This is a genomic window from Actinophytocola sp. (genome assembly GCF_035762905.1).
GTDB lineage: Bacteria > Actinomycetota > Actinomycetes > Mycobacteriales > Pseudonocardiaceae > DASYTH01.
This window is the reverse complement of the sequence record NZ_DASUCC010000063.1, coordinates 1-13,424: the sequence shown is the minus strand read 5'-3', so window position 1 is coordinate 13,424 and position 13,424 is coordinate 1. Positions and strand designations below refer to the sequence as shown.

The window sequence follows — 13,424 nt, the reverse complement described above, 5'->3', positions numbered from 1 at the left end:
CGGAATCACCGGGTACTCGGCGGTTTGGCGATGATGCGTGCGGCATCGATCGTGGATCTGCCCGGCGGGGGAGCGGGGGGAACCGGCAGCGACCGCATGCCGGGCGGAGCCGCCCGGGCCAACTCGTCGACCCGCGTGAGAAAGGCGGTCAACCTGTCCGCGTCGTGCACGTCGGGCGCGAACCGTTCCCTGAGGTGATCATGCAGATCGCGCAGCAGGCGGTCGAGCGGGTCGTGGTCGTCCGGCGGACCGTTCCAGGGCGCGGTCATCTTGCCCTCCGGCGGGTAGTTGCGGACAGGCTCGCGGCCGGTTCGGTCCCGAGCCAGGTGGACAGAACCCTGCGGGCCCGGCAGATCCGCTGTCTGGCGGTATCGACCGAACAGGCGCGGAAACAGGCGATCTCCTTGTGCGAGAAGCCGGCCATGCGGAACAGCAGCGGATCGCGCAGGCGTTGGGGCAGCATCCGGATCGCATCGAGGATCTCGGTCGGTTCGGTCTGCCTGGCCGGCCCGACATGGGGTCGATGAGCCGCGCCTCGGCCATGTCGTCGAGCGGCACATGCCGGTGGAACCGGTCGCGGAACAGCTCCCATGCCTTGTACTGGGCGGTCCGGTACAGCCAGGCGCGATCGTTGCCGATCGGCTCGGTCGCCGGGCCGGACTCGTAGATCGCCAGCTCAGCCAGGCTGTCGTTCGCGACCTGGCGGGCTTCGGCCGGCGTGCACCCCAACCCGGCGTACGCGGCCAGTTCCGTGTAGTGCCTGGCACGAAGCTCGACCGCGCGCCGTTGCCGGGCCAAGCCGGTCGGGTCACGCTTCACGTCCTGTTTCCCGTCCCTTCGGCATTCCGTGTCGCCCCGGACCCAAGTGCGCCTGTCCCCAACTCATAGGTGCGCCGGCCGGACCGATCGTGACGAAGATCGGAGCGCTGTCCACGTTCTGTCCAATGGAGGCCGGCTGTAGAGCGGCTGTAGGCGCGGCGGAGCCTGCTCTCGTACGGTCGCCCCGAAACCACGAGGGGCGGGCTGTGTCAGGAAAACTCACGGCGGATCCCGGGCAGTTGCCGCTCGATGAACTGGATCTTCTTGTGCTCAAAGGGGTGGCCGAAACCGCGAGTATCCCGGGTGCGGCGCGGGCGGCCGGGTTGTCGCCGTCGGTGGCCGTTCGGCGGTTGGGCAAGCTGGAGCGCAGGCTGGACGCGGCGCTGGTGCGCGGAGATGCCGAGCGGGTCCGGGTGACGGCGGCCGGGCGCACCGTGCTGGCCGCGGGCGCCTCGCTGGTCGGTGCGGTCGCGGCGGCGGCTGCGCGGGTGTCGGACATGGTGGCCGGCCGGCCGACCGGCATCCCGCGGCTGCGGCTGGCCGGGTTCGGCCGCAACTGGGACGAGTTCGCCGACGAACTGGCCGCGCACGTCCCCGGCATGCTGCTCGAGGTGACCAACCGCGAGCCGGCGGTCGCGGTCGAGCTCTACGACCGGCACGAGGCCGACGCGGTCTACGCCTGGCAGGTGCCCGGCCGGCCGCTGGTCCCGACCCGGCCGGCCGCCGCGCTCACCGTCCTTGACGAGCCGCTCTGGGTGGCGCTGCCGGCCAGCCATCCCAGCGCCGGCCGGTCCGCCGTGTCGTTGCGCGCCCTGGCCGCGGACCGGTGGATCAGCGGACCCACCGAGCAGGCCCGGCAGCTGATCCACGCGGTGTGCACGGCCGAGGGGTTCGCCCCGCACCTGGGCTACACCGCGGACTCCGGCGCCACCGGGCGGAGCATGATCAGCCACGCGGTCGGCGTCGCGCTGGTCTCACCGTTGACCGTGCCGTCGGCGAACAACCGGTCCGGGATCGTGGTGCGGCCGCTGCGCAACCCGCCGCGCCGGCGCCTGATGTTGAGCTCCGACCCGACCCTGATCGACGAGCGGCTGGCCCGCATCCTGGTGCACCGGCTGCGCACCTGCTACGTCAGCGCGGCGGCGGTGCGCAACCCGGGATACCGCAACGGCCCGGACTTCCCGATCGTGGCACCGGATCCGGCGCGGGCGCCGGACTTCGACCCGGAGCTGCTCGCCGGGTTGCGCTCGGTCGACGCCGGCTGCACGGCCTCCGGGGACCCGCGCCGGCTCGGCCTGGCCGACCTGCACCTGCTGCGGGTGGTGTGCGCGACCGGCAGCCTCAACCGCGCCGCCCGCATCCTGCTGATCAGCCAACCGGCGCTGAGCCGGCGCATCCACCGGCTGGAACGCGCCCTCGGCATGGGCCTGTTCGTGCGCAGCTACCGGGGAACCGAGCTCTCGCCCGCGGCGCGCAACCTGCTCTCGGCGGTCGCCGGCCCCGAGGCGGCGTTCCGCGCCACGCTCATGTCCATCCGCTACAACTCCGATCCGCCCGGAACGCCCGGCCTGGCCGTGCCGTCGCACAGTATGTCCAACGGAATGGGCTGACGGCGGAGGGTGCGGTGCGGCAGGTTACCGCGGTGGTGGACTTCGGTACCTCCCATACGGTCGTGGTGGTGTCCGGTCCGGACCTCCCGGCCCGGCTGGTCCGGCCGGCCGGTGCGCCGTGGTTTCCCTCCGCCGTGTTCTGGGCGCGCGACGGCCACCCGGTGGTCGGTGCGGACGCGCTGCGCAAGGCCAGCCGGGAACCGGCCCGGCTGGAGCGCAATCCCAAGGCGCGAATCGGCGAACCCGAGGTGCTGCTCGGCGATTCCGTGGTGCCGACGACGACGCTGGTGCGCGCGGTGCTGGTCACCGCGCTGGCCGAGGCGATCCGGACCGCCGGCGCGCCGGTGCAGCACCTGGTGCTGACCCACCCGGCGGACTGGGGTTCCACCCGGCTCGGCGCGCTGATGAGCGCGGCGCAGGGTCTGGTGCCCCGGCTGTCCACGGTGCCGGAGCCGGTCGGCGCGGCGGCCTTCTTCGCCGGCCGGCACGACATGCCGGTCGGCGCAACGCTGGCCGTGCTGGACTTCGGCGCCGGCACCTGCGACGCCGCGGTGGTACGCCGGGAGCCGACCGGACTGACCGTGGTCGACTGCGCGGGGCTGCCCGACCTCGGTGGTGAGGATCTGGACCAGCGGATGATCGAGCACCTGCGCCGGGCCCGGCCGGTGCTCGGCGACCTGCTCGACGAGGCCGAGCGCACCCGGCCGGTGGCGCTGGCCGAGCTGCCCGAGGTGTCCCGGCTGCGCGAGGACGTGCGGCGGGCCAAGGAGGAACTGTCGCAGCAGCAACAGGTTGAGGTCGCGCTGCCCGGCGGGCTGCCGGAGGCGTTGCTGACCAGGGCCGAGTTGGAGGCGACGATCGGGCCGGAGCTGGACCGGGCGGTCGAGTTGCTGGCCGGCGCGGTCCGCTCCGCCGGGCTGTCCGGCACCGACCTGACCGCGGTGCATCTGGTCGGCGGTTCGAGCCGGATTCCGTTGCTGGCCCGGCTGTTGCGGGCCCGGCTGCCGGTTCCGGTGCTGCTCGACGAGACGCCCGAGCTGGTCGTCGCGCTCGGCGCGCACACCGTGGTGGAGCCGGTGGGCGAGACGGACATCGCCGGGACATCCCGCGCCGCACCGCAGGCCCGGGAACCGTCGGGACCGCGCGGCCCGGCCAGCGCGCCGGCCGAGCCGGCCGAGCCGGCCGCGACCCGATCCCGGCGCACGGCGACCGTGCTCGCCGCGGCGGTGCTCGTCGTGCTGCTGTCGGTGTTCGCGACGCTGCTCGGCACCGGCGTGTTCGACCGCTCGCTGACCGGGGCGCCGGTCGCCCAGCCCGGTGCGGTTCCTCGGCTGACCCTGCCGGAACCCCAGCCGGGCAAGCGGATCGAGAATTCCGGCCGGCCCACCGCGGCGCTGCCCGAGGTGCGAACGGGACAGTACGCGGTGATCCGGCATCTGCCGGACCGGCCGAACACCGACTGGCGGCTGGACTCCTTCGACGACACCGATGCCGGCCACCGCAGGCTCACCGAGGCCGGCAACCAGGCGCCGGCCGGATACCGGCTGGTGCTCGTGCGGACCACCGAGCGGCTCAGCCAGGCGGTGCCGAACTTCGTGCGCACACCGGTGTTCCTGGTCGACGACCGGGGCCTGATGATCAGCCCGGTGACCGGCGCGCCGAACCTGCCCGAGGGCTGCCCAGGCCCGTTCGACCCGACCGCGGTGGCCAGCCGGCACCGAGGTGCCGGCCTGCCTGCTTTACGCCGTGCCGGCGGCGACCCCGATCGTCGAGGTGGCCGCGGCCACCCTGTCCCATCGCAGCCCGACCAACCTCTACGTCAAGGAGTCCATCCCGAACGGTGCCCGGGTCCCGGTCACCGGCGCCGCCACCGCCGGCCGGGCCCCCGCCGAACTGTCCGGCGCGCTGCCGGCCGGAACCCCAATCCCGGTGCGGGCCAACAACTTCGTCGCGGACGTGGCGGTCGTGGACGTGCTGGAGGACATCTCCGCCTACTTCGACGTGGAGTACTCCAACGAGGCGGTGGTCGGCCTGCCCGGCACCCGGGCCGTGCTGGTGCGGGTGGCCGCGCGACTCGCCGAGCCGGTGGCCGGCGACCGGCTGCCGGTCGTCGAAGTGTCCGTTGTGGACGATCGAGGTGCGGTGGTGCGGTCGCCGTTCCGGGCGCAACGGCACGAGTGCACACCGCTGGCTCCGGCCGGAGCGCTGACCGGGACGCTGGCGTTCTGCGCGCTGGTCGCCCTGCCGCCGCGCACACCGGTGCGCGCGGTGCGGGTCGGCATCGGAACCACCCAGGACGTCACCGGCATCTGGGCGCTTACCTAGATCTCCATGCCGAAGGCCCGGGCGATGTCGGCCACCGTGAGCGGGAAGGACTCCAGCCGGGGCGCGGTATCCAGCGCCGGGAACGGCGTCGGTGCGCCGGGGGCCGGCAGGTAGAAGATCCCGGTGACCCGGATGGGCGCGCCGCCGGCCGGGTCCTGCTTCTCCCAGATCAGCCCGCGCATCCGGTAGCCCTGCTCGGCGAGTTCGAACGAGGTCGCGAGATCGCCGGCCGGCGCCTCGAATGGCGCGCAGTTGTACTGCGGCAACCGGGTTCCGGGTTCGGCGCACGGCTCGGCCGGCAAGCCGTACGCGGTGGCCGGATAGGCGCCGCGGGTGCGGTGCAGCCCGATCAGGTACCCGTAGCGGCCGCCTTCCGCCCACAGCATGTGGAAGCCGTAGCCGTACCGGCCGCCGCCGTCGAACTCGTCGCTGCGGGTGCCGAAGTGCTCGACGATTCGCCCGGCCGGCAGCCGGTTCTGCACGGCGTACGTGGTGAGCGTGTCGGCGTCGGTGTCCCGCCGGTGTCCGGCCGGGATCCGTGGCCCGGTCGGTTCGGTGCTGGTGGCCGTCGCCGGTCCGGTGCCGAGGACCGGCGGCGGTTCCGGCGGTGCCGGCCGGTGCAGGCTCCACGGCACCGCGATGGCCAGCACGGTGATCACCGCCGCGGCCACCGGCACGATCCGCCGGGTGTGGAACCGGCGGCGGCCGCGCCGCAGCACCTCCTCGAGATCGACCCCGATCGCCGGTTCGTGCTCCGGCAGGCAGCGCGTGAGCGCGCGGCGCATGGTCAGGTCGAGATTCCCGATGTCGTCGGGCATGTCAGCGCACTCCACGGTCTTCGCTCAGGTACGGCCGCAGCGCGTGCACGGCGCGGTGCAGTTGGCTCTTCACGGTGCCTTGGGAGATGCCGAGCGCGGCCGCGGTCTCGGCAACGCTCAGGCCGTCCCAGTAGCGCAGCACCACGACGGCCCGTTGGTGCGGGGTGAGCGCGGCCAGCGCATGCCGCAGCACCAGCCGGTCGTCGGCGACGGGTTGCGCGGCGGGCAGGTCGGGGAGGTCGGGCACCGGGTGCTCGCGCGCCGGCTGGCCGCGCTTGCTCGACAGGAAGACGTTGATCATCACCTTGCGCAGGTAGGCGTCGGCCGTGTCCCGCCGCACCCGGTGCCACACCCCGTAGAGCCGGACGAACGCGGCCTGCACCACGTCCTCGGCGTCATGCCAGTTTCCGGTCAGCAGGTAGGCGGCCCGGCGCAACCCGGCGACCCGGTCCGCGAAGTACACCGCGAACCCGCTGTCCGTCGTCCCGGCCATGACCGTCTCCCCGCGTGGTTGCGGCGCTACACCGGGTTGCCGGCGGTGCTGCCGGTCCGGGCGGCGAAGAACCGGTTGGCGTCGGCGGTGAACAGCAGCACGATCACCGCCGCCGAGGCCAGCGCCATCACGACGTTGATGATCTGCAGGATCACCAGCGACGGGGCCAGGAAGGCGAGGCCGACACCGACGATCACCAGGGCGGCGAACACGACCGCGACGATCCGCGCCCAGTTCTTCCCCTTCGGAAGGTTGATCGCGGCGAACGCCAGCAGCGCGGTGAGTGCCAGTGAGACGATCGAGACGCCGACGAACTGCGGCGCCATCTCGGCGGCGGAGTCGCGCGGCAGCCAGTCCAGAGTGTGCTCCGCGATGTAGGCGTCGACGAGATCGTCCTTGAACGCGATGGTGAGCACCACCCGCAGTACCGCGAGGGCGAGAATCGCCCACACGGCGTAGGTGGCGTTGCGGACCGGGCTGGGGACGGGCATGAACGTTCCTTCCATGGTCGGGGTGCCCTCGGTCGAGGTGGCACGTTGGACTACCACGGAAGGGCGGAAAGTTCCGCCGCGGCCGAACCTTTTCGGTTATGCCGGATAGCCGTTGGGCTGGATGGCGCAACGGCGGGGTCGGTTTCGGCGCCGGGCACCGGGTCCGCGCCGTCCCGGTCGAGCAGCCGGCGGGCCCGCAGCGCGATCTCCATGGTGAACAGCTCGTCCGGATCGGACAGCCGGTCGCCGAGCAGTTCCTCGATCTGGTGCATCCGGTACCGCACGGTCTGCGGGTGGATGCCGAGCCGACCGGCGATCTCGTTGACCCCGCCACGGGTCTCCAGCCAGGCGAGCAGCGTGCTGGCCGAGCGTTCCCGCTGCTTGACGGTGAGCCCGGCGAACGGGGCCATGGCCCGATCGATCAGTTGCGCGATCAGGAACTCGTCGGACAGCAGTGCCAGGGTGGCCAGGTGGTCGCGACACCAGGTGACCGGCGCGGACGGCAGCACCTCGCGCTGCACGAGGGCGACGGTGCGCCGGGCGCAGTCCAGCGAGCGCCGCGCCTGGGCCAGCGGAACCACCGGGCCGACCGCGGCCCGCTGCCCGCACAGCTCCCCGGCCAGGACGCCCACCTGCTCGTCCGGATCGGGCAGGACCAGGCAGGGTGAGCCGCTCTCCAGGTCGACGAGCACCTGCCGGCCGAGCGAGATGGCCGGCCGCTGGTGTTGGTCGTCGCGGTACTCCAGGGCGACGACGGCGACCTGGTCCGGCACCGTCCAGTCGGTGGCCGCGGCCAGGTCCACGATGCTCTGGCGGGGGACCGGCTGCTCGGACAGCAGCAGCTTGAGCAGTTGACGGCGGCGCCGCTCGAGCGCGCCGGTGGCGTGCGCCTGCGCCTCGGTGTAGCCCTCGATCGCCACCGTGCTGATCTCGTCCACCCAGGCGAAGCTGGCGTCGGCGATGGCGAACAGGACGTCGGTGGGCACGCCGATCCGCCGGCCGATCACGCACACGTGCCGCCAGAACACCCGGGCCCCGACCCGCACCGCGGTTTGCAGCGCGTCCATCGTGCGGCCCTCGAGGAACTCCACCCGCCCGGCGTAGCGGAACACCGGCTTCCAGTCCGACTGGTCGACCTCCGGGTTGCCGACCGTGTCCAGGCATTTGGTGATGGCCATCTCGACGGTGCCGATCAGCACCTCGCGGAACTTGCCCTCCAGCGGCTGCCGGTAGGCGGGCACGACCCGCTGAATCTCCCGCACGGCGTCCCGGACCATCAGCGCGGTCACCGGGCGCAACGCCTCGACGAAGCCCCGGGGGATCTTCGCCCAGATGCGCTGGGCCACTCCGAGCTCGGCGGCGGCGGCGTTGCCGTTCGGCTGGATCGGCATGACCGACCCTAGAATCGGCCGGATCGGCATGTCAAAAACCCGCATTCTGATCGTGGCCGGGTGACAACTTTCGCGACCCGTCCTGTGGGCCGGTGACAACGTATTGACGGGGATTATGCGTTGTGCTCCGGCAGGTTGTGACTGGCGGAGAATAGCTAGTAATTTCCGGCATCTGGCGTGTTTCTCCGGCGCGGAAGAGGTCAGATGAGGGCGAGGCAATTCGCGGCCGGGCTGGCCGCCGCGGTGACCGTGTGCATGGTCGCGGCCGGCCTGCTGCTGGCCGGCGGAAGCGGCTCGGCCGAGCCGCGTGAGCTGACCCTGCAGTACGACTGCACCTTCCCGCTGATCGGCCAGCAGCGGGTGACCGCGACGATCAGCGCGGACATTCCGAGCACGATCGAGGAGGACACGCCGAGCGAGTCGTTCGTGATCAACGCCCGGGCCGACTCGGGGGTCAACGCCACGGCCGGACTGGTGCTGGTGGGTGCGACGACCATCGAGGGGTTCGCCGACTCGTCCACCCGGATCACCGCGCCGGGCATCGACCTGCCGCTCACCGTGCCCACGACGATCCCGACCCAGCCGGTGCCGCCGCTCAACAACCCGCTGATCCTGAACGCGAACGGCACCGCGCCGTCGGTGACCTTCCCGGAACCAGGCACGGCGCGGATCAACGTGGGCGCGCTGGCCCTGCGCGCACTGCACCCGCGCAACGCCCAGGGCGGCGACACCGGTCTCGGCGTGTTCGACGCGCCGTGCACGCAGCTTCCGGACCAGAACACGCTGCTGGCCGAGATCACGGTGACGCCGGCCGAGACGACCACGACCACCACGACTACGACCACCACCACCACGGACGAGACCACGACCACCACGACGACCGACGAGACCACCACGACGACCACGACGACCGACGAGACCACGACGACCACCACGACGGACGAGACGACCACGACGACCGACGAGACCACGACCACGTCCGACGACACGAGCACGACGACAACGACGACCACGACCGACGAGACCACGACCACCACCACGACCTCGCCGACCACGACCACGTCCGACGAGACCACCACGACCACGTCGCCGACCACGACCACGTCCGACGAGACGACCACGTCGGACGAGACCACGACCTCGGACGAGACCACGACCTCGGACGACACCAGCACGACGACGACCACGCCGGCCGAGACGACCACCAGCACGACGACCGCGGTGGTCCCGGCGAACAACGCCAACGTGTCGTCCGGCGACACCGGGAAGCTGGCCGATACCGGCGCGTCGGTGCTGGCGCCGATGTCGGTGGCGATCGCGCTGATCGGGCTAGGGATCGGGTTCCTGTGGCTCCAGCGAAGGAGAAGCGCCCACTCGCGGTAATACTGGGTACCCTTACGAGGTACCTCATCCGGTCGATTGCGGGGCAGCGTGACTGGTGCGTACACCGAGATTGGTCGCAAGCTGCGGCAAATCCGACACGCGCGTGGCAAATCGTTGACCGTGATCGCCGGGCTCGCCGGGATCTCCCCCTCCTACCTGTCCCGGCTGGAGAACGGTGAGCGGGCGCTGGACCGCCGGTCGCTGATCGTGGCGCTGGCCGACGCGCTCGAGGTCGCCCCGATGGAGATCACCGGGGTCGGCGCGGTCACGCCCGGCCCGGCGGACGAGGACCGGTCGCTGATCGCGGTCCGGATGGCCCTGATGTCGGCCGCCATGAACGAGCCCAACGGAACGGTCCAACCGGCCGCCGTGCTCGGCGCGCGGGTCGCCGACGTGCTCGACGCGCAGCGCGACTGCCGGCACACCGAGGTCGGCGAGCTGTTGCCGGCCCTGATCCGAGACCTGCACACCACCGTGGCCGCCGGCCGCGAGGAGCGGGAGGTGCTGCGCCTGATCGCGCTGCTGCACGTGCAGGGCACCGAGGCCTGGCTGACCGACGTGGGTGCGTCGTGCGATCTCGGCTGGCAGGCCGCGATGCTGGCCCGGCAGGCGGCCGAGCGGCTCGAGGACGACCAGATGACCCACGCGGTGGCCGCGTTCGGCACCGCGTTCGCCCTGCTGGCCGCCGGCGCGTTCGACCTCGCGGCGACGACCCTGGCCGTTCCCGTCGTCGGCACCGGCAGCGACGAGGCCATGCAGGTCACCGGGATGCTGGCGCTCACCTCGTCGCTGGTCGCCGCGGCCAGTGGGCGCCCGGCCGAGCGGGCCGCGGCGCTGGCCGAGGCCGCCGACCTGGCCGAGCGGACCGGCAACGGCAATGCGATGTGGTTCGGGTTCGGGCCGAGCAACGTCGGCATCTGGCGGATGTCGGTGGCTCTGGAGAGCGGCGAGTACGCCGAGGCGGCGCGGATCGCCGGCACCATCGATCCGGACGCGATCCCCTCGCCCACCCGGCGGTCGCACTACTGGCGCGAGTACGGCGTGGCGCTGGCCCGGTTGCCGCGCCGGCACACCGAGGCGGTGGTGATGCTGCGCCGGGCCGAACGCATTGCCCCGGCCCGGATCCACCGGCACCCGATGATGCGCTCGGTGATCGCCGAGCTGCTGGCCCGGTCCCGCCGGGATGCCGTCGGCCGGGAGCTGCGCGGCATGGCGTACCGGGCCGGGTTGCCGGTCCAATAACCCGTCCGGGTGAGGTTGCCACCTAGGCAAAACCCTTGGGTACCACCGTTTGTAACCTTCTGTCGTGGATGGCAGACGGTAGGTCACCGGTGATGCCGCGGGTGAGTCGCCCTCCCCGCGATGCCGCCGGAAAAGTGCCGGCAGCGCCTGGCCGGCACGTAACCGGCCCCGCCGCGAACAGCGGCGGGGCCGGGTTCTTTTGTGTGGAGCGGTTACCGCCGGGCGCGGGACGCGGCGGGTGGCGCCAGGGTCGCCTGAATCGTGTTCCCCGGGCCGGTGGTGAGCATGCTGACCAGATCGTTCAGCACACCGCAGCCCTGCAGGGCCGGAATCGTGTACGTACCGGACACCGAGCCGCCGGCGATCGGGTCGAAGTTCGGCCCGGAGCGCAACGGGATCTCGGCCGGAGTCCGGGTCTGGCAGGTCGGTCCGCCCGCGATCGGGAAGCCGAAGATCTTCACCTGCGGCAGCTTGATCGTGGTGCGGGCGGTGGCCGACAGCACGCCGGCGGCGAACGTGCCGGTGGTGCGCTCGGCCTGGACGAACTGGATCTTCGCGGTGGCCGGCAGGAACCCGAGGACGGTGAACCGCCCGGTGGTCGGGTTGAGTTGCAGGTCCGCCGAGAAGTTGCCGGTCGCCAGGTTGAGCAGAGCCGCGACCGAGCCGCTGACCTGGATCGTGCCGTTGGCCGCCCTGATGGTCGACGAGCCGGTCAGGGCGAAGTTGACCGGAAGGTCGCCGCCACCGCCGCCGGCCTGGGTGCGGACGGTCACCGCGTTGCTGGCCGGCGAGGTGTTGCCGGCCGCGTCGCGGGCCTGGACGGTGAAGGTGTAGCTGGTGTCCGCGGTCAGGCCGGAGACCGTCGCCGAGGTGCCGGTGACGCTGGTGGCCAGGGTGCTGCCGTTGAACACGTCGTACCCGGTGACCCCGACGTTGTCGGTGGCCGCCGACCAGGACAGCGAGACGCTGTTCTGGGTGGCGCCGGTCGAGGTCAGGTTGCCAGGGGCCGTCGGCGGCGTGGTGTCCACCGGGGGCTGGCCGGGCTGGGTCTGCGCGGTGACCGATGGGCTGGCCGCCGAGACGTTGCCCGCCTCGTCCCGGGCCTTGACCGTGAACGTGTAGCTGGTGGCCGCGGTCAGGCCGGTCACCGTCGCCGAGGTGCCGGTGACGGTGGTGGCCAGGGTGTCGCCGTTGAACACGTCGTAGGCGGTGACCCCGACGTTGTCCGTCGACGCCGGCCAGCTCAGCGAGACGCTGTCCGTCGTCGTGGCCTCGACCACCGGTTGGCCGGGCGCGGTCGGCGCCTCGGTGTCACCGCCGCCTCCGCCGTCGGTGACCGTGATCTCGGCGAGTGTGGTGTTCTGGCCCGCGACCGTGGTGCACGGCGCGTCGAACACGCCGAGACCCGTGTCGCCGCCCTGGGCGTTGCGTGGGTGCAGGGCCCGCAGGGCGAGCGTTTCCACGCTGATCCGGGCGGTTCCGGCCTGCGGGAACGTCACCGAGGGAGAGGTGCCGGTGGCGTTCAGGATCAGCGGCTGACCCTGGGCCGGAACGGGTTGGACGGGAATCTGCGCCGGCACCGTCAGCGGCAGGTCGATGCCGGGAGCGGTGATCCGGGATCCGGCGTCGGAGAACCCCTCGATCGTCGTCGCGCCGACCAGCACCAGTCCCGCGGTGGCGTTCACCCCGGCATTGGCGACGGCGTTGATGGCGAATGGATCGCTGGGCGTGTTCACCGGAATGGTGGCCGGGATGTCCGCGGAGATGGTCACGGTCACATCCTGGTTTCCGATCAGCGGGAAGGAGCAGTTGAACCGCAAGGTCAGCTCGCGCGGCTCGGCGGAGCTGTTGCCGGCGCTGACCAGCAGACCGGCCACGACCGCCCCGGCGGTGCCCGCCGCGGTGAGTCCCGCGACCAGCCTCCTGGATATTTTTCGATGACTCACAATCATCCTTCCGTACGTATCAACGGTGATACAAAACCGCGTGGAACGGCAGGTGAATCGGGGCCACATGATGGCTACCGACCAGTAAGTTATCCAGGCTGGTATGGGTGGGCAAGGCCGCTGGGTCAAAACCGATACAGCGCATCGAAAACTTGTCAACGGCGGCTACGGATCCCCAGTGTTATTGGCATCGGGGAACACATGCGATGCATTTGTGTAAAATTGCTAAAAAGCGTTTCTGAAATACTCCGCCGCTGAGCAATGTCGTACCCCGGTGGCAGGCTCGGCCCATGCGATACGGACTGAGCGTATGCACGTTGGGTGACTACGCCGACCCTGGCCGGGTGGCCGACCTGGCCCAGGTCGCCGAGCAGGCCGGCTGGGACGGCCTGTTCGTCTGGGACCACCTCGGCTTCGCCTTCGGAATGCCGTCCGGTGACCCGTGGGTGACCCTCGGCGCCGTTGCCCAGGCCACCTCCCGGCTCCGCATCGGCCCCGCGGTCACGCCACTGCCCCGGCGCCGTCCCCAGGTGGTGGCCAACGCCGTGACCAGCCTCGACCTGCTCAGCCACGGCCCCCTTACCCGAGTTGCCACCCCAAGGACCTGAGTTCCCAGTCCCACCAACCGAGTTGCCAGTGTGGGCACATGAACTGCCGGTTCGGGCCCGCCCGGCCAGCGCGCCGGGCCGCGCCTGCGGCGCGGCCCGGCGCCGCAGGCGCGGCCCGCCTGGAGCCCGGCAGTGGCGCCGAACCCGCATCTCACTGGGCTGGAGTCGGCGGCTTGGCGGGCTGGAGTCGGCGGCTCAGCGGACCGGACACGGGGACTCGCCGAGGATCGCGGTCATCACGGTCGGCGAGTTGCCATCTCGGGCACATGAACTTCCAGTTCGGCACATGGACGGGCCC

General features: G+C 71.8%; 12 protein-coding genes and 1 pseudogene. 6 read left to right on the top strand and 7 right to left on the bottom strand.

Features of this window, described 5'->3' with window-relative positions:
• Positions 1–5: 5 nt before the first annotated feature.
• Positions 6–269, bottom strand: a complete 264-nt coding sequence (locus tag VFV67_RS12275; protein ID WP_326469712.1) for a hypothetical protein — start codon at positions 267–269, stop codon at positions 6–8.
• Complete coding sequence (locus VFV67_RS36775; RefSeq protein ID WP_414636235.1) at positions 266–592, bottom strand: sigma factor-like helix-turn-helix DNA-binding protein; 327 nt, start codon at positions 590–592, stop codon at positions 266–268. The genes VFV67_RS12275 and VFV67_RS36775 overlap by 4 nt, the downstream gene beginning before the upstream one ends.
• 433 nt (positions 593–1,025) lie before the next feature.
• Between VFV67_RS36775 and VFV67_RS12270 the strand changes: the two genes are divergently transcribed.
• The 3 genes and pseudogenes from VFV67_RS12270 (at position 1,026) to VFV67_RS12260 (ending at position 4,754) form a co-directional block, all read left to right on the top strand.
• Positions 1,026–2,429, top strand: a complete 1,404-nt coding sequence (locus VFV67_RS12270) for a LysR family transcriptional regulator (protein WP_326469711.1) — start codon at positions 1,026–1,028, stop codon at positions 2,427–2,429.
• 14 nt (positions 2,430–2,443) lie between these two features.
• Positions 2,444–3,427, top strand: a pseudogene (locus VFV67_RS36770) (Hsp70 family protein); the annotation flags it as partial.
• Positions 3,428–4,175: 748 nt separating this feature from the next.
• Positions 4,176–4,754: a hypothetical protein gene (locus VFV67_RS12260; protein WP_326469707.1), complete on the top strand. Its 579-nt coding sequence runs from the start codon at positions 4,176–4,178 to the stop codon at positions 4,752–4,754.
• Here VFV67_RS12260 and VFV67_RS12255 read toward each other — a convergent pair.
• From VFV67_RS12255 to VFV67_RS12240, 4 genes are read right to left on the bottom strand one after another with little or no spacing between them, the layout of a single operon-like run.
• Complete coding sequence (locus VFV67_RS12255; RefSeq protein ID WP_326469706.1) at positions 4,751–5,572, bottom strand: hypothetical protein; 822 nt, start codon at positions 5,570–5,572, stop codon at positions 4,751–4,753. The genes VFV67_RS12260 and VFV67_RS12255 overlap by 4 nt on opposite strands.
• A gap of 1 nt (position 5,573) precedes the next feature.
• Positions 5,574–6,065, bottom strand: a complete 492-nt coding sequence (locus VFV67_RS12250) for a SigE family RNA polymerase sigma factor (RefSeq protein ID WP_326469705.1) — start codon at positions 6,063–6,065, stop codon at positions 5,574–5,576.
• Positions 6,066–6,091: 26 nt separating this feature from the next.
• On the bottom strand, positions 6,092–6,556 hold the full coding sequence (locus VFV67_RS12245) for a hypothetical protein (RefSeq protein WP_326469703.1): 465 nt from the start codon (positions 6,554–6,556) through the stop codon (positions 6,092–6,094).
• A gap of 50 nt (positions 6,557–6,606) precedes the next feature.
• Positions 6,607–7,947, bottom strand: coding sequence for a helix-turn-helix domain-containing protein (locus VFV67_RS12240; RefSeq protein WP_326469701.1), 1,341 nt, complete (start codon positions 7,945–7,947; stop codon positions 6,607–6,609).
• 204 nt (positions 7,948–8,151) lie between these two features.
• On the opposite strand from VFV67_RS12240, the gene VFV67_RS12235 reads away from it, so the two are divergent.
• Together VFV67_RS12235 and VFV67_RS12230 are read left to right on the top strand one after the other, a co-directional pair.
• Positions 8,152–9,330, top strand: coding sequence for a DUF6801 domain-containing protein (locus VFV67_RS12235; protein WP_326469699.1), 1,179 nt, complete (start codon positions 8,152–8,154; stop codon positions 9,328–9,330).
• Positions 9,331–9,378: 48 nt separating this feature from the next.
• Complete coding sequence (locus VFV67_RS12230; RefSeq protein ID WP_326469698.1) at positions 9,379–10,572, top strand: helix-turn-helix transcriptional regulator; 1,194 nt, start codon at positions 9,379–9,381, stop codon at positions 10,570–10,572.
• Between the two features lie 212 nt (positions 10,573–10,784).
• Here the strand turns inward: VFV67_RS12230 and VFV67_RS12225 are convergent, their stop codons facing one another.
• Positions 10,785–12,518 (bottom strand): fibronectin type III domain-containing protein, encoded by a 1,734-nt coding sequence (locus VFV67_RS12225; RefSeq protein WP_326469696.1) that lies wholly within the window; start codon positions 12,516–12,518, stop codon positions 10,785–10,787.
• A 290-nt stretch (positions 12,519–12,808) separates the two neighbouring features.
• On the opposite strand from VFV67_RS12225, the gene VFV67_RS12220 reads away from it, so the two are divergent.
• The gene (locus tag VFV67_RS12220) at positions 12,809–13,126 is read left to right on the top strand and encodes an LLM class flavin-dependent oxidoreductase (protein WP_326469694.1); all 318 of its coding nucleotides are present in this window, start codon (positions 12,809–12,811) and stop codon (positions 13,124–13,126) included.
• Positions 13,127–13,424 lie beyond the last annotated feature (298 nt).

What these genes read in the sequence shown, in the direction of transcription:
- VFV67_RS12235 (WP_326469699.1), top strand. Translation starts at nt 8,152, where the DNA reads ATGAGGGCGAGGCAATTCGCGGCCGGGCTGGCCGCCGCGGTGACCGTG.
- VFV67_RS12275 (WP_326469712.1), bottom strand. Translation starts at nt 269, where the DNA reads ATGACCGCGCCCTGGAACGGTCCGCCGGACGACCACGACCCGCTCGAC.
- VFV67_RS12250 (WP_326469705.1), bottom strand. Translation starts at nt 6,065, where the DNA reads ATGGCCGGGACGACGGACAGCGGGTTCGCGGTGTACTTCGCGGACCGG.
- VFV67_RS12220 (WP_326469694.1), top strand. Translation starts at nt 12,809, where the DNA reads ATGCGATACGGACTGAGCGTATGCACGTTGGGTGACTACGCCGACCCT.
- VFV67_RS12240 (WP_326469701.1), bottom strand. Translation starts at nt 7,947, where the DNA reads ATGCCGATCCAGCCGAACGGCAACGCCGCCGCCGCCGAGCTCGGAGTG.
- VFV67_RS36775 (WP_414636235.1), bottom strand. Translation starts at nt 592, where the DNA reads ATGGGAGCTGTTCCGCGACCGGTTCCACCGGCATGTGCCGCTCGACGA.
- VFV67_RS12245 (WP_326469703.1), bottom strand. Translation starts at nt 6,556, where the DNA reads ATGCCCGTCCCCAGCCCGGTCCGCAACGCCACCTACGCCGTGTGGGCG.
- VFV67_RS12255 (WP_326469706.1), bottom strand. Translation starts at nt 5,572, where the DNA reads ATGCCCGACGACATCGGGAATCTCGACCTGACCATGCGCCGCGCGCTC.